This is a genomic window from Burkholderia sp. AU6039, assembly GCF_002223365.1.
Taxonomy (GTDB): Bacteria; Pseudomonadota; Gammaproteobacteria; order Burkholderiales; family Burkholderiaceae; genus Burkholderia.
This window is the reverse complement of the sequence record NZ_NKFK01000008.1, coordinates 79,972-94,508: the sequence shown is the minus strand read 5'-3', so window position 1 is coordinate 94,508 and position 14,537 is coordinate 79,972. Positions and strand designations below refer to the sequence as shown.

Here is a 14,537-nt window from a genome sequence, read left to right as displayed (position 1 = left end):
GGCACCATCAGGAATCCGGTTTTCCCGCATCGTCGTCCAGTTGCGCGAGCCGGTTGTAGATCGTCTTCAGGCTGACGTCGAGCACCTCGGCCGCCTGCGCCTTCACGCCGCCGCATTGCGCGATCGTGCCGAGGATCAGCTTGCGGTCGACTTCCTCGAGCGGCGTGCCGAACGGCACGGTGACGCGATCGTCATGCGAATCGACCATGCTCGACAACTCGTCCATGATCGGCGGCGGCAGCGTATCGATCAGGTCCGTATCGCTGAAGATGCTCGCGCGCTGCACGAAGTTGCGCAGCTCGCGCACGTTGCCGGGCCACGCATAGGTCTTCAGCGCGTCGCGCGCGGCGGGCGAGAAACGCAATGAACGGCCGCTTTCCTCGTTGTAGCGCTGCAGGAACGCATCGGCAAGCATCGGGATGTCGTCGCCGCGCTCGCGCAGCGACGGCAGCGGGATCGGAAACACGTTGATCCGGTGGAACAGGTCGGGCCGCAGCTTGCCGTCGGCCATCGCGGCCTCCGGGTCGCGGTTGGTCGCCGCGACGATGCGCACATCGACATCGATCTCGCGCGTCGAGCCGAGCCGCGTGAGGCGCCCCGTCTCGAGCACGCGCAGCAGCTTGACCTGTGACTCGAGCGGCATCTCGGTGATCTCGTCGAGAAACAGCGTGCCGCCGTCCGCGCGTTCGAAGAAGCCCTTGTGCTGGCGCTCCGCGCCCGTGAAGCTGCCGCGGTCGTGACCGAACATCTCGCTCTCGACGAGGTTCGCGGCGATCGCGCCGCAGTTCACCGCGAGGAACGGGCCTCGGCGGCGCAGGCTCAGGTCGTGCACCGTCTGCGCGGCGAGCTCCTTGCCGGTGCCCGATTCGCCCGTCAGCAGCACCGATGCCTCGGTGCGCGCGACCCGGCCGATCGCGTCGTAGACGGCCTGCATCGCGGGCGAGCTGCCGAGCATGCGGCCGAAACGGCCGAGGCGCTGCAGTTCCGAACGCAGTTCGGCAATCTCTTCATGCAGCGCGGTGGTGCGCGGCACGCGCGCGAAGATGCTGTTCAGCCGCTGCATGTTGAGCGGCTTCACCAGGTAGTCGGTCGCGCCGCGCCGCAGTGCATCGATCGCGGTTTCGAGGCTCGCGTGGCCGGTGGTCAGCACCATTTCACAGTGCGCACGCTTCGGCAACGCATCGAACAGATCCATCCCGTTGCCGTCCGGCAGCACGAGATCGCACAGCACGAGATCGGGGGGATGCGTCGACACGAGCGTGCGCGCTTCCTCGAGCGTCGCGGCCGTATCGCACGACAGCTGCTGGGTGCGGGCGAGCGTCGCGAGCATGGTGCGTGTATCGGCATCGTCTTCGACGATCAGGACGTAGGGCATCGAGGCTCCTCTTGAAGCGGCCCGACCCGTGCATGGCCGGAACCGCGACGGACGCGCAGCGCACTGTCTCCACCTCGTTTCGTGGCGGTATGCGCCGCGCTGTGCATGATCGGAAGGACAAGCGTTCCTGCGCGGGATACGACGCTTAGCAGTATAGAAGAATGGTGTCGCGCATTCCCCGCCTATCGAATAAATCTATCCGGCCGCGCGGCCCGCATTGCAGATTCAATGTCTCACCGTCAATATAAAAGGTATTCTCGATACAGGAAAACGGTGACGCATGCCACGTCATTTTTTCACCTGGTCTCGACGCATTCGGTCAAATCTTCCCATTCGATATCACACCATGTCGAAATCCGTCGATGACGGCACGCGGCTCTTCGGCCGCTCGCGTACGATCCAGACCCTGTTGCTGAAGGTGTCACGCGTGGCCGTGACGCGCGTCGGCGTGCTGATCGTCGGCGAAAGCGGCGCGGGCAAGGACATCGTCGCGCGGCTCCTGCACGACATGAGCCCACGCCGCCGCGGGCCGTTCGTTCCCGTCAATTGCGGCGCGATTCCTCACGACATTGCGGAATCGCACCTGTTCGGTCACGAGAAAGGCAGTTTCACCGGCGCCGTTGCCCAGCACGTCGGCATGTTCGAGGCCGCGCGCGGCGGCACGCTGTTTCTCGACGAGATCGCCGAAATGCCGGCCGAGCTGCAGGTCAAGCTGCTGCGCACGCTCGAGTCGAACACGATCGTGCGGGTCGGCGGCCACGAATCGATCCCGCTCGACGTGCGGATCGTCGCCGCCACCCATCACGACCCGGTCGAGGCCGTGCGCAGCGGGCGGCTGCGCGAGGACCTGTTCTACCGGATCGCGACGGTCGCGCTGCACGTGCCCGCGCTCAGGCAGCGCGAGGACGACGTCGACGATATCGCGCTGCAGATCGTCGAGCGGCTGAACGCGCGGCACCGCACGAGAAAACGGCTGTCCATCCAGGCGATGAAGGCGTTGCGCGCCTACACGTGGCCCGGTAACGTGCGCGAGCTGCGCAATACGCTCGAGCGCGCGTTCATCCTCGCCGACGAGCAGATCGAGCTGCAGTTGCCGCGCCGTGCGCCACCGCGCGACGAATGTCGTCACAACGCGATCACGCTGCATATCGGCACGACGCTCGCGCACACGCAGCAGCGCTTCATCGTCGCGTCGCTGCGGCATTTCAACGGCGACAAGCCGCGCACCGCGAAAGCGCTCGGCATCAGCCTGAAGACGCTGTACAACCGGCTCGCGCTCCTGCCCGAACATGAACGGGAGGCGTTTCGCGGAACCGGCACGTCGAACGTGCCGAACGTGCCGAACGTGCCGAACCCGCCCGACGCACCGACTCCCTGAGCCCGCGCGGCACGCGTGCGACTCACGTCGCGACGTCGTGCAACGCCGCGTCCCAGTCGCGCACGAACCGCTCGATGCCGAAGCGCTCGCACGCGTCGCGTCGCGCGGCGGCGCCCCACTCGCGTGCGAGATCGGGATCGCGGATCAGCATGCGCATCGCATCGATCAGCACGGCCGGCCGCGTATCGGCCATGCCGTTGCGGCCGCTCCGGATGAGCAGCGCCATCTCGGTCGTCGCGAGCGCGACGATCGGCATCCCGATCATCATCGCCTCGATCACCGCGAGCCCGAGGCTCGTATAGCGGATCGGATTGAAGAAGAACCGGTAGTGCGACAGGAAGTGCGGCAGCGCCGGGTTCGGCACCTCGCCGATCCCGCCCAGCTCGGCCGAGCCCATCCCGACCAGTTCGAGCGGCACGCTGTGACGCGCGGCCTCGAACAGGTCGGCGCCCAGGCGACGCCCCCGGCGCGCCAGGTTGTTCACGACCGTCACGCCTTTCGGCAACGTCCCGTGATACGCGACGTGGTCGGGCATCAGCACGCCATGCTCGATCACGCGCGTCGGCGTCACGCCGTTGTCCCACATCAGCGCGTTGAACGGCGTCACGTGCACCAGCAGCACGTTCGGATCCTGCACCGGATGCAGCGTATCGGTCGGATGCCCGCGCGGCGGATCGTGCTCGACGAACAGGGTCGGCAACGCACGCTGGTCGTCGCTCAGCAGCCGCAGCCGGTCGTGCTCGTAATGCTTCTGATGCTGGTACAGCACGCAGTCGAATGCGGTGTCGCGCACGCACTCCGCCGGCACCTCGTGCACGTTGTCGCCCCATGGCAGGTGCCCGACGCGGCCCGCATAGCCGGGCGGATCGTGCGGCTTCGTCACGATGAAGAACTCGTGCGGCGCCTGCGACAGGTAATACAGGTAATTGCCATGCACGTGCCAGGTCAGCACGCGCAGCCGCTTACGTGACATGACGCCTCTCCTCCGCCAGCAGTTCGCCCGCCTGCTCGATCACGTCGCCGACCCCGATCGCCAGCGCGCATTCGTGCCCATACGGGCACGTGTCGAACATGCACGGCCGGCACGCCGGATAGTTCGCGAGGACGCGGTGACGCGCGCGGTCGAGCGGCGCCCAGCGGGCCGTGTCGCTGCCGCACGCGACGACCACGCTCGGCGTGCCGAGCGCCGCCGCGACGTGCGACACGCCCGTGTCGTTGCACAAGACCAGCCGTGCGCGTCCGATCAGCGCGGCAAGCGCGCCGAGCGGCGTGCGGCCGCACAGGTTCACGCAGGGCCGCGCGAGATGCTCGGCGAACGCACCGGCCAGCGCCCGTTCCGCGCGCGTGCCGGTCAACACGATCTGCCAGCCGTCGCCGGCGAGCTGCCGAGCGGCGAGCGCGAAGCGGTCGACCGGCCAGCGCCGCGACGCCATCCGCGCACCGGGATGCACGATCACGTAGCGCCCCGGATCGAGCGCATGCTCGTCGCACAGCACGTGCCACAACGCGTAATCGAGGCCGCCGAGCGGGAATTCGAGGTAGTCGCCCCATTCCGCGTAGCCGAGCGCGCGCATCAGCGCCAGGTAACGCGTGACTTCGGGCTCGTCGTCCCGCCACGCGAGCGTGTGGTCGAGCCGGGTCGCGCCACCGTCGGCCGGCACGAAGCCGGCCGTGCGCGTGGCCCCGAGCGACGCGACGATCGCATTGGTGGTCGTGCCGCTGCCGTGCAGCTGGATCGCGAGGTCGAAATCCCGCGCGCGGCACTCGGCGATGAACGCTTCACGGGTGGCTGCGTCGGGCACCGGTTGTTCGCCGAGCCCCGGCGCACCGGGAAACGCGATGAAACCGTCGAGATAGTCCGAGAAGCGCGACGCAAACTCGCGCGCCCACGGCAGCCCGATCAGCGTGATCCGCGCGTCGGGTTCGCCGCGCCGCAGCGCGCGCAACGCGGGCACCGCGCACAGCATGTCGCCGAGCTGCAGCGCACGGAACACCGCGATGCGCGCCGGGCGCCGCACGCGCTCGAAGTCGGCAGGTTCGGTCGTCATAGGAACAGGACCCGGAAATGAAGCGCGCCGCGCATGCGCCAGTACAGCGACACGGGCGGAATCGCGATGGACGTGACGATCATCTCGGCCACGTGCGACGGCGTGAGCCGCGTGCCGCGCAGGCGCTTCACGCAGAACGCCGCCGTCAACACGGCCCAGGCCGCCGCGCATGCCACGCCCGGCGCCGGCCACCCGGCCGCGAAGCACACGAGCGCGCCGAGCGCGGCGAGCACAGCCGCGTAGTAATGCCACGGCGGCACCGGCCGGATATGGCGGCGGTAGGTCGCGCGGTGCTTCTTGTACAGCAGCGCGTCGAAATAGACCTTCGACTGCTGGCCGATGCTCGCGCCCCAGCGCGCCGGGCGCACCGGATGCACGATACACGCCGCATCGGCGTCGACGATCGGCCCCGCGTGTTCGCGCAACGCGAACATCAGGTCCGCGTCCTCGCGCCAGGCGCGCGTGAAGCGTTCGTCGAAGCCGCCGACCCGTTCGAGCGCCACGCGCCGCACGAAACAGTTCGCCGTGGCGAATTCCGCATGCGCGAGGCCGGCCGCGTCGCGTTCGTAGTCGGTCGGGTGCGGCCGCAACGGCACGTCGATGCGGCCCGCGGCGGCGGACGCGGTCGGCTCGGCCAGCAACGCGGCCGTGCCGTGGCGCAGCCACGCCGGATCGGGAATCGTGTCGTCGTCGGTGAACGCGATCAACGCGCCGCACGCGCTGCGCCAGCCGACGTTGCGCGCACCGGCCGGCCCCTGCGTGGCGGGCGCGGTCATGTAGCGGATCGCCGGCACGTCGGTCACGCGCGCACGGCACCGCTCGACGACGGGCCGCGCGCTGCCGGCGGCGTCGTCGTCGACCACGATGATCTCGTAGGTCGTCGGGTCGAACACCTGCGCGCACAGCGCGTCGAGGCAGCGTTCGAGCAGGTCGGGCCGCCGGTAGGTCGGCACGACGACCGACACGACCGGCGGCCGCTGCGTGTCGCGCGCGTTCATCTCGGTTTCTCCAGCAGGAACGAACCGATCACGAGCGCGTCGAGCGGCGACGTCCAGAAGCATTCGAGCGCGTCGCGCGGCGTGCAGACGATCGGCTCGCCGCGGGTATTGAACGACGTGTTGACGAGCACCGGCACGCCGGTGAGCGCGTCGAACTCGGTCAGCAACGCGTGCAGCAGCGGATGCTGCGCTTCGTCGACGGTCTGCACGCGCGCGGTGCCGTCGATATGGCGCACGGCCGGAATCGTCGCCTCCGCGCCGGGCGCGACGTCGTACACGAACAGCATGAACGGCGCGCGCAGCGGCGTGCGCCGTCCGCCGCGGAACCAGTGATGCGCCTTGCTTTCGAGCACGACCGGCGCGACCGGCCGAAAATCCTCGCGATCCTTGATCTTGTTGAGCTTGCGCTGCATGTCCGGATCGGTCGGCGACGCGAGGATCGAGCGTGCGCCGAGCGCGCGCGGGCCGAACTCCATGCGCCCCTGGAACCAGCCGATCACGCGGTTCGCCGCGAGCAGCGCGGCCGTTTGCGCGGCGACGTCGGCCAGCCGCCGGTACGGCAGCTGGGCGTCCTTCAGGAACGCCTCGATCGCGTCGTCACCGTATGACGGCCCGAGATACGCATGATCCATCCGCCACGCGCCGCGCTCGCCGCGCATCCGGAAGTCGGTCCACAGCGCCGCGCCGAGCGCGGTGCCGGCGTCACCGGCGGCGGGCTGCACCCACACGTCGTCGAACGGGCCGCGATCGCGGATCTTCGCGTTCATCACGCAGTTCAGCGCGACCCCGCCCGCCATCGCGAGCTGTCGTTCGCCGGTGCCGGCGGCCAGCCAGTCGACCGCCTGCAATGCCGTTTCCTCCAGCACCAGTTGCAACGCATGCGCGATGTCGCAGTGATGCGGCTCGATCGGGCCGCCGCGTTCGCGCGGCGGGCCGAACAGCGCGACGAGATCGCCGTCGAGGATCGCGTAGCGTCCGTCGCCGTCGTAGCGCACCAGCTTGCGCATCGCGTCGGCGAACACCGGCTTGCCGTACGACGCGAGCGCCATCACCTTGTACTCGTCGGACGAGTGCAGGAAGCCGAGGTAGCGCGTCACGCGTTCGTACAGCAACCCGAGCGAATGCGGCAGGTTGACCTGGCCGAGCCGCCGGTACGCCCGGCCGTCGAACGCGCCGTAGCTCGTCGTCGCACGCTCGCCGCGCCCGTCCATCGTCATCACCGCGCAGCGCGCGAAAGGCGCCGCGAGAAACGCGCTCGCCTCGTGCGCGAGATGGTGCTCGACGAAATGCCAGCGGAACGGCCCGTCGTGCGTGACGCCGCGAAAACGCCGCTGCAGGTGGTGCGGCGCACCGCCCGCGAGCTGGCGCGGCGCGTTCACGATCGACGACAGGAACAGCGGATGCCATGGCGACGCGCCGCCGTTGCGCGGCGCGTGCGCCGACGGCGAAAGCGGCAAGGTCAGCGACGGCTCGGCCGTGTCGCGGTCGAGCTCGAACCACGGGTCGTACGAATACGCGACGTGGTCGACGTCCGCGAGCGCGATGCCGGCCTCCGCGAGACAGTAGTCGATCGCATGGTAGGGCAGCTCCCAGGTCGAGAACGGTACCGGGCGCTTCGCATGCTTCACGTGCGTGAAGCGTTCGTCCTCGGCGGCCGCGATCACGATGCCGTCGCGCACGAGGCACGCGGCACTGTCGTGAAAGGCGGCGTTGATGCCGAGCGTATGGATCGGTTCGGGCATGCGTCAGCTCCTCGTGATGGCGGGCGAGAACGGAATCACGTTCGACGGGCTCGCGTCGACCGGCCCGTCACCGTGCAGGGCGGCCCGCACGGCCGCCCGCCGCGCATGGCGCATGCGACCGCGCAGCAGCGCGTGCACGGCGGCGACCGCATCGTCGACGCTCACCGCGCGCAGGCACGGATGGCCGGGTTGGTCGCACACGCTGCGGTAGCAGTTGCGGCATGGCACGTCGACGTTCAGCACCCGGTGCGGCACCCGCCAGGGCGTGTGCTGCGGATTGGTCAGCGCATAGAGATCGACCACCGGCGTGCCGAGCGCGGCCGCGAGATGCACCGGGCCGGAATTGTTCGACAGCAGCAGGTCGGCCGTCTCGATCAGCGCGCCGAGTTCGCCGAGCGACAGCACGCCCGCCAACGGCACCGCACGCGGGCCCGCGCGGGCGCACACCGTGTCGACCAGCGCGCGCTCGCTCTCGCTACCGGTCACCGCGATGCCGTCGAACAGCGGCGCGACGCTCGCGGCCACCTCGCCGAAGCGCTCGGCCGGCCAGCGACGCGACGCCGCGCTCGCGCCCGGATGCACGATTAGCCAGCGCCCCGATGGCGCGCCCGGCCGGCGTGGGCCGCCGATGCGCTGCAACGTGGCCTGCAACCGCGCGCTCACCTCACGCCGCGCCGCGTCGCCCGGCTCGAACGCCATCCGCCAGTTCGACGTCGTGGCGCCGATCGCGCGCACGAGCGCCAGCTGCCGCGCCACCTCGTGCCGCACGTGCGACTCCGGTTCGCTTTCCGGCACACGGTCGGTCAGCAGTTCATACGGGTTCTCGCGGCAATGCGCGAGCCGCAGCGGAATGCCCGCCAGCCAGCACATCATCGCGGCGGGCAACGGGTTCTGGCTGTAGACGGTAAAGACCGCGGCCGCATCGAAACGGCCGGCCAGCAGCCGGTCGATCATGTCGAGATCGGCGACCGGATCGCCGCGCACGTCGGGGTGCTTGACCCACGGCGCATCGTAGGTCCACACGTCGTCGACCATCGGCAGGTGCGCCGCCAGCGCGGCGCCCGTGCGCGACGTCAGCAGCGTGAGCCGGCGACCCTCGCCGCTTTCCTTCAGCGCGCGCAACGCGGGCGTCGTCATCAGCACGTCGCCGACGCTGTCGAGCCGCACGCACAGGATGCGGCGCGCGCGACGCCACGCGGCGTTCATCGCCGCCCCCACGTGCCGTGCCGCCGCACGGCTTCGCGCGCGACGATGTCGGCCGCGAGGTCGACGCGATCGACGACGTGGTGCGGCGATCGCGAGGCGTCGGTGCGCCATTCGGTCTCGTGCCCGCAGTCGACGAGGATGGTGCGGCAGCGCGCGGCGCGCCCGGCCGCGACGTCGTCGAGGATGTCGCCGATCATCCAGCTCCATTCGGGGACGACGCCCAGCATGGCCAGCGCGCGACGCAACATGCCGGGGCGCGGCTTGCGGCACACGCAGTCAACCGTATAGGCCGGCACGCTGCCGCGCGGGTGATGCGGGCAGTAAAAAAAATCCGCCAGCGTCGCGCCGTTTGCTTCGAACAGTTCGGCGAGACACCGGCGGACCGCGCCAAGCTCGTTTTCGGTAAAGCGGCCAAGCGCGACGCCCGGCTGGTTCGAGACGACCACGATCGGCATGCCGGTCGCGCCGAGCGTGCGCAGCGCACGTGCCGCGCCCGGTGCGAGGCGCATGCGCGCCGGATCGACGTTGTAGGGCACGTCGTCGAGCAACGTGCCGTCCTTGTCGATCAGCACGGCGCCGGGCAGCCCCCTTTCGCGCGTCAAGGCCATGACGTCTCCTTCATCGGCAGCACCATCACTTCCGGCACCACCGTGCCGGGCGGCTGCATCAGCACGAAGCGCACGGCGGCCGCGACGTTCTCGGCCGGCTGCAGCGTGTCCGCGTCGATGTCCGGGAAGCGGTCGAGCAGGAACGGCGTGCGCATCCCGCCCGCGACGATCGCCGACACGCTCACGCCGGCCGGCCGCAGTTCGGCATGCAGCGCATGCGACAGGCCGAGCAGCCCCCACTTCGTCGCGTGATAGGCGGACGCATTCGGCCATGCGCGCTTCGACGCGGTCGACGCGATGTTGACGATATGCCCGGTGCCGCGCGCCTTCATCATCGGCACCGCGGCGTGGCACATCAGGTAAGGGCCGAGCAGGTTCGTCATCAGCACCTGCCGCCATGCGTCGACGCTCACGTCGTCGATCGGCGCGGTCACGTCGATCGCCGCGTTGTTGACGACCACGTCGAGATCGCCGAGCGCTTCCCGCGCGTCGTGCACGACCTGCAGCACGGACGCCTCGTCGCGCACGTCGAGCGGCCGGCCGACCGCCGGCCCGCCGTGCCGTTCGAGCCGCTGCGCGACGGCGGCCGCGCGGTCGCCGTCGAGATCGGCGACGACCACGTGCGCACCGTGCCGCGCCAGGTCTTCGCAAATGGCCTCGCCGAGCCCGCGGCCGCCGCCGGTCACCAGCACGACGCGGCCGGCGAGCGGCGCTTGGGGCGAATCGTGTTTGACGTCGTTCACCTGCACCTCCTTGCAAACGTCCGGACGCATCCGGACCGGCTGGGACGCTTGTCGCGACAAGCGTCGGTGCAGGAGATACAGCGAGAACCGTGCCGGCTTGCCGGCGCGCGTGCCACCTCGCGCGTCTGCACGCGCTCGCACGCTTTTTTATAAGCTGCTGTAAAAACCGCCCCGGCCGGCCATGCTCAGATCGCCAGCGCGTCCGGCGTCGCCTGCGCGCGGCGCTTCGCGAGCGCACGCAGGTAGTGCGCGATGCAGCCGGCGAACGCCTCGTCGAACCACGGCTGCGCGCCCGACACGCCGACCACGATCCCGCCGAGCGCGACCCCGCCCCACAGGTTCGTATCGCCCGCGCGCAGCCGGTACGGCTCGAGCACCTGCACGACGTGGCCGTCGCGGCCCGTTTCCCACGACAGCCGCGCCTTCGCGCGCGCATACGCCCGGTAGTCGGCGTCCCAGTCCTTCGGGTCGGGCAACGAGAACTCGTACAGGATCGCGTCCTCGAACGGCGTGTCGCGCGGCCCGAGCGCGGGATCCATGATCACGATGTGCAGGCAGCCGCTGTCGCCGACGAAGTCGCTCTGCAGCGCGGCAGACAGGCTCGGCAGCAGCAGTTCGACCGCGGCGACCGCGGTCTGGCGGTCGACAAACGCGCTACCGGCGCGGCGGCCGGTCAGCGCTTCGGGTGGCGGATTCGACATGGGTTTCTCCAGAGGAAAAGGCGAGTGCGCGCAACGTCGCGATCAGGTCGGCCGTTGCGGCGGGCTTGGTCAGGTAAGCGTGGAAACCGGCCTCGACCGCGCGCGTGCGGTCGCGCTCGCGCGCGTGGCCGGACAGCGCCACGCCCTCGAGCGGCGCGCAGCCTTCCCGATCGCGCGCGGCGTCGATCTGGCGAATGACGCGCCGCTGGCAACGCATCCGCCGGCGCGTAAGCACGCGCCGGGCAGGCCGCATCGATCGCGAACGTGACGAAGCCGCCGCCGTACTTGCCGATGACGACGACGATCACGAGCACCGCCCGGGCGGCGTATCGTCGGTTCCCGTCGTCATGCGTGCGGGGGGCGGTTCGGGGCGCGCCGGTTCATGCACGAGCGCTCAGTGGTGCGGTTTGCGCTCGCGGTCGCGACCGACGGTGCCCGGCTCGGGATCGAGCACGGCGGGCTGCGTCGGCGTCACGGTCCGCTGGTCGGGATGCAGCACCATCCCCGAATCGTGCTCGCCCTCGTCACGCCGAACCCGCACGCGATTCTCGACGTCGCGCACGCCCATGCAGCCGTCGGCCAGATCCTCGATGCCATGCTTCATCCATCGCGCCGGCACCGTGCCGTCCAGTTCGACGCGGCCGTCCTGCACCTGCACCGTGACGTCGCTCACGTCGATGTCGAGTGCATGCGCGAGCCGCTCGCACACATCTTCGCGGATCCGCTCGTCCGAGCGCGTATAGCCTTTCGGCCCGCGACGATTGCGCAGCGCGTCGCGTTCGGCGTCGCTGCCGAACCGCGACAAGTCGGGGGCGTCGCCGCGGTAGCGCGGAACGTCGCGCGGATCGCCATAGGCGCGGTCGCGGTCGTATTCGCCCATCCGGTGATGCCCGCGAAACGCCGGGGGAACGCCGCGGTACGGGCCTTCCCTGTACTGGCTTTCCCCCCAGTCACGGCCCTGCGCGCGATAGTCGCGCTCGCCGTAGCCGGGCTCGGGTTCGCGCGCCGGCTGGCGCGGGAAATCGCGCTGCCAGCCCGCCTCGGCCCCGACGCGCCGCTGGCCGACCGGCCGCGCCGCGCGTTCGCTCCATTCGCTGCCCCAGTCTTCCGGACCGACGTCCTCGCTCGCGAAGCGGCGGTACGCCGACTCGTCGCCCGCTTCCGGCCATCGCGCCGGATCGTCCGGGATGCCGCGCTCGCCGGCGCCTCGGGTCGCGCGTTCGTTGCGCTCCTGCCAGTCGGGCGGGCAACCGCGTTCGCCGTGCCGTCCGGGATATCGTCGTTGCATCGTGTCCCTCCTTGAGCGCGCCTGCGCCGTGCACGGCCCCATGCCGGGTCACGGCGCGCGTCGGTCAGGTCGAATGCAAGTCGCGTGCCGCCGTGGTGGCCGATGGAAGACGGACGCGCATCGCGACGTCGATCGGCTGCCGGACGCGAGAATCTGCAATGCGATTGCAGTTTTTGCGTGCCGGGCGTCACGGCGTGCCGTCATCGCCCGCTTCGTCCCCGTCATCCGGTTCCGTCGTGCGACCGGGCTCGCTCAGCCGCTCGGTACGGTCCGGCTTGATGTCCATGCCCTCGTCGAGCGTCGAATCGCCGTCCGCCGACGCGCGCTCACCGGTGCCCGCACGATCCGTATCGCTGTCGAGCGACGCATCGCCGCGTTCGAGCGCGTGATCGTCGAGCGGCGAATCAACGTCGAACGGATGACGCCGCGCGCCGGCCGTGTCGCTGCCGCTGTCGGACGAGTCGCTCGGCCCCAGTGCGCGGCCGTCGCGGCCGCGGCTGGCATTGTCGTCGTCCGGGCCGGACGGTTCGTTGTCGGGGTTCAGCGTGCTGTTCATGTGGTTCTCCTTGCGAGGCTCGCGGCCGCGTGCAGCCGGCCCACGCGGCGCGGCTGGCGGATCGCAAGCGCATGCAATCGGCGTGCCGCGCCGCGCACCGGAACCGATTGCGCGCGGCCGGAATGGCGATCGGCACAACCGATGCGCACCCATTGATCAGCCAAATTGAGTTCCCTTATGCTTTCGGGGTGCCAATCCCCTAAGCTTTCGGGGTGCCAATCCGATCCGTACCGCCGCCGCCGGCCCGCCCGACGGCGGCCGGGCGGCGCTTGCCCGCCCGTCTTCGACAAGCCGCTCCGATGATGAAAGACGACCTCAATCCTCGCTCGCCTCCCCCGCCGCTCGGGCAATCCGAGGCGTGCGACCTGTTGCACCGCTTCGCCGAGTTCCGGTTCCAGACGGTCGTCGAGTCGATCACCGACTACGCGGTGTTCATGCTCGACCCGTACGGCAACGTCGCGACCTGGAACGCGGGGGCCGCGCGCATCAAGGGCTATCGCGCCGCTGAGATCGTCGGCCACCACTTCTCGCGCTTCTATCCGCCCGACGCGATCGCGGCCGGCCGGCCGTCGCTCGGGCTCGCCGAAGCGGCCGCCAACGGCCACTTCGAGGACGAAGGCTGGCGCGTGCGCAAGGACGGCTCGCAGTTCTGGGCGAACGTGACGATCACGCCCGTGCACGATCACTCGAACCAGCTCTGCGGCTTCATCAAGATCACGCGCGACATGACCGAGCGCAAGCGGCTCGAGGAGCTCGAAGCGTCGACGCACCGGCTCAGCGTGTTCATCGCAATGCTCGCGCACGAACTGCGCAACCATCTCGCGCCGTTGCGCCACTCGGTCGGCGTGCTGCAGAGCCTGGCCAACCCGGCCCCCGCGCTCGCGCAGTGCCGCGACGCCGTGCATCGTCAGGTCACGCAACTGACGCGGCTCGTCGACGACCTGCTCGACGTCGGGCGCATCACCGCCGGCAAGCTCGAGCTGAACGACCGCCCCATTACCGTGCGCGACATCGTGTGCCGCGGCGTCGAAAGCATCCAGCCGAAGCTGGCCGCGCGCGGGCAGCACATCCACGTCGATCTGCCGGCCGATGCCGTGCCGCTGCACGGCGACGATGCGCGGCTCGTCCAGGTGCTGCACAACCTGCTCGACAATGCGTCGAAGTTCTCGCCGCTCGGCGGACGCATCGACGTCGGCGCCACGATCGAGGGGCCGGTCGTCGCGATCCGCGTGACCGATCGTGGCGTCGGCATCGCGCGCGACGCGCTCGAAACCATCTTCGACCTGTTCGAGCAGGAAAGCGGGGCGGGCCGGCGGCCGACCGACGGCTTCGGGCTCGGTCTCGCGATCTGCCGGACGTTCGTCGAACTGCACGGCGGGCGCATCTCGGCCGAAAGTGCCGGGCCCGGTCACGGTGCGACGTTTACGGTGCGGCTGCCGATCGACCGCATGGCGCGCGCGACCCGCGGCGACGTGCGCGGGCCGGTCAAGTCCGCGCAGACGGACACGACGCCGCTCCGTATCGTCATCGTCGACGACAATCGCGATTCGGCCGACACGCTCGCCGTGCTGCTGCAGGTGAAGGGGCACGCGCCGCGCGTCGCCTACAACGCGCACGACGCCGTGGCGCTCGCCCGCGACTACGCCCCGCAGCTGATGATCCTCGACCTCACGATGCCCGACGTCGACGGCTTCACGCTCCTGCACGAACTGCGCGCGATCGACGCGCTGCGCGACACGACCTGCGTGGCGCTGTCGGGACACGCCAGCGCGGCGGACCTGGAGCGCACCGCACGCGCAGGCTTCGACGAGCACCTCGTGAAGCCCGTCGAAATCACCGTGCTCGACGCGCTGCTGCAGCGCGTCGCACGCCGGGTTCGCCGCACACCGTGACC

At 70.2% G+C, this 14,537-nt stretch carries 13 protein-coding genes and 1 pseudogene; 2 read left to right on the top strand and 12 right to left on the bottom strand.

Going from position 1 to position 14,537, the window contains the following annotated elements:
• Positions 1–7 precede the first annotated feature (7 nt).
• Positions 8–1,375: a sigma-54 dependent transcriptional regulator gene (locus tag CFB39_RS36150; protein ID WP_089434090.1), complete on the bottom strand. Its 1,368-nt coding sequence runs from the start codon at positions 1,373–1,375 to the stop codon at positions 8–10.
• Positions 1,376–1,721: 346 nt separating this feature from the next.
• Between CFB39_RS36150 and CFB39_RS36145 the strand changes: the two genes are divergently transcribed.
• Positions 1,722–2,753: a sigma-54-dependent Fis family transcriptional regulator gene (locus CFB39_RS36145; RefSeq protein WP_089476617.1), complete on the top strand. Its 1,032-nt coding sequence runs from the start codon at positions 1,722–1,724 to the stop codon at positions 2,751–2,753.
• 22 nt (positions 2,754–2,775) lie between these two features.
• Here CFB39_RS36145 and CFB39_RS36140 read toward each other — a convergent pair whose 3' ends face one another.
• From CFB39_RS36140 to CFB39_RS36090, 11 genes and pseudogenes are all read right to left on the bottom strand, one after another.
• Positions 2,776–3,726, bottom strand: coding sequence for a glycosyltransferase (locus CFB39_RS36140; protein ID WP_089429276.1), 951 nt, complete (start codon positions 3,724–3,726; stop codon positions 2,776–2,778).
• Positions 3,716–4,801, bottom strand: a complete 1,086-nt coding sequence (locus CFB39_RS36135; RefSeq protein ID WP_089476616.1) for a glycosyltransferase family 9 protein — start codon at positions 4,799–4,801, stop codon at positions 3,716–3,718. Before CFB39_RS36135 ends, CFB39_RS36140 begins: the two co-directional genes overlap by 11 nt.
• Positions 4,798–5,799: a glycosyltransferase family 2 protein gene (locus CFB39_RS36130; protein ID WP_089476615.1), complete on the bottom strand. Its 1,002-nt coding sequence runs from the start codon at positions 5,797–5,799 to the stop codon at positions 4,798–4,800. Before CFB39_RS36130 ends, CFB39_RS36135 begins: the two co-directional genes overlap by 4 nt.
• Positions 5,796–7,541, bottom strand: coding sequence for a carbamoyltransferase C-terminal domain-containing protein (locus CFB39_RS36125; RefSeq protein WP_089476614.1), 1,746 nt, complete (start codon positions 7,539–7,541; stop codon positions 5,796–5,798). The genes CFB39_RS36130 and CFB39_RS36125 overlap by 4 nt, the downstream gene beginning before the upstream one ends.
• 3 nt (positions 7,542–7,544) lie before the next feature.
• Positions 7,545–8,747, bottom strand: a complete 1,203-nt coding sequence (locus CFB39_RS36120) for a glycosyltransferase family 9 protein (RefSeq protein ID WP_089476613.1) — start codon at positions 8,745–8,747, stop codon at positions 7,545–7,547.
• A complete protein-coding gene (locus CFB39_RS36115) occupies positions 8,744–9,355 on the bottom strand; it encodes an HAD-IIIA family hydrolase (RefSeq protein ID WP_089476612.1) in 612 nt (203 codons plus the stop codon). The genes CFB39_RS36120 and CFB39_RS36115 overlap by 4 nt, the downstream gene beginning before the upstream one ends.
• Positions 9,346–10,128, bottom strand: coding sequence for an SDR family oxidoreductase (locus CFB39_RS36110; protein ID WP_089476611.1), 783 nt, complete (start codon positions 10,126–10,128; stop codon positions 9,346–9,348). The genes CFB39_RS36115 and CFB39_RS36110 overlap by 10 nt, the downstream gene beginning before the upstream one ends.
• 155 nt (positions 10,129–10,283) lie before the next feature.
• Positions 10,284–10,799, bottom strand: coding sequence for a hypothetical protein (locus tag CFB39_RS36105; RefSeq protein WP_089476610.1), 516 nt, complete (start codon positions 10,797–10,799; stop codon positions 10,284–10,286).
• Positions 10,753–10,995 (bottom strand): annotated as a pseudogene (locus CFB39_RS41065) (response regulator); the annotation flags it as partial. The pseudogene CFB39_RS41065 and the gene CFB39_RS36105, both read right to left, overlap by 47 nt.
• Before the next feature lie 198 nt (positions 10,996–11,193).
• Complete coding sequence (locus CFB39_RS36095) at positions 11,194–12,087, bottom strand: BON domain-containing protein (protein ID WP_089476609.1); 894 nt, start codon at positions 12,085–12,087, stop codon at positions 11,194–11,196.
• 187 nt (positions 12,088–12,274) lie between these two features.
• Positions 12,275–12,643 (bottom strand): chemotaxis protein, encoded by a 369-nt coding sequence (locus CFB39_RS36090; RefSeq protein ID WP_089476608.1) that lies wholly within the window; start codon positions 12,641–12,643, stop codon positions 12,275–12,277.
• 299 nt (positions 12,644–12,942) lie between these two features.
• Between CFB39_RS36090 and CFB39_RS36085 the strand changes: the two genes are divergently transcribed.
• The gene (locus CFB39_RS36085) at positions 12,943–14,535 is read left to right on the top strand and encodes an ATP-binding protein (protein WP_089476607.1); all 1,593 of its coding nucleotides are present in this window, start codon (positions 12,943–12,945) and stop codon (positions 14,533–14,535) included.
• The last annotated feature ends 2 nt before the right edge of the window (positions 14,536–14,537 follow it).

Bases quoted from the DNA above. Each gene is read 5' to 3' on its own strand.
- CFB39_RS36110 (WP_089476611.1), bottom strand. From the start codon at position 10,128: ATGCGTCCGGACGTTTGCAAGGAGGTGCAGGTGAACGACGTCAAACAC.
- CFB39_RS36095 (WP_089476609.1), bottom strand. From the start codon at position 12,087: ATGCAACGACGATATCCCGGACGGCACGGCGAACGCGGTTGCCCGCCC.
- CFB39_RS36130 (WP_089476615.1), bottom strand. From the start codon at position 5,799: ATGAACGCGCGCGACACGCAGCGGCCGCCGGTCGTGTCGGTCGTCGTG.
- CFB39_RS36135 (WP_089476616.1), bottom strand. From the start codon at position 4,801: ATGACGACCGAACCTGCCGACTTCGAGCGCGTGCGGCGCCCGGCGCGC.
- CFB39_RS36125 (WP_089476614.1), bottom strand. From the start codon at position 7,541: ATGCCCGAACCGATCCATACGCTCGGCATCAACGCCGCCTTTCACGAC.
- CFB39_RS36140 (WP_089429276.1), bottom strand. From the start codon at position 3,726: ATGTCACGTAAGCGGCTGCGCGTGCTGACCTGGCACGTGCATGGCAAT.
- CFB39_RS36090 (WP_089476608.1), bottom strand. From the start codon at position 12,643: ATGAACAGCACGCTGAACCCCGACAACGAACCGTCCGGCCCGGACGAC.
- CFB39_RS36085 (WP_089476607.1), top strand. From the start codon at position 12,943: ATGATGAAAGACGACCTCAATCCTCGCTCGCCTCCCCCGCCGCTCGGG.
- CFB39_RS36150 (WP_089434090.1), bottom strand. From the start codon at position 1,375: ATGCCCTACGTCCTGATCGTCGAAGACGATGCCGATACACGCACCATG.
- CFB39_RS36120 (WP_089476613.1), bottom strand. From the start codon at position 8,747: ATGAACGCCGCGTGGCGTCGCGCGCGCCGCATCCTGTGCGTGCGGCTC.
- CFB39_RS36115 (WP_089476612.1), bottom strand. From the start codon at position 9,355: ATGGCCTTGACGCGCGAAAGGGGGCTGCCCGGCGCCGTGCTGATCGAC.
- CFB39_RS36145 (WP_089476617.1), top strand. From the start codon at position 1,722: ATGTCGAAATCCGTCGATGACGGCACGCGGCTCTTCGGCCGCTCGCGT.
- CFB39_RS36105 (WP_089476610.1), bottom strand. From the start codon at position 10,799: ATGTCGAATCCGCCACCCGAAGCGCTGACCGGCCGCCGCGCCGGTAGC.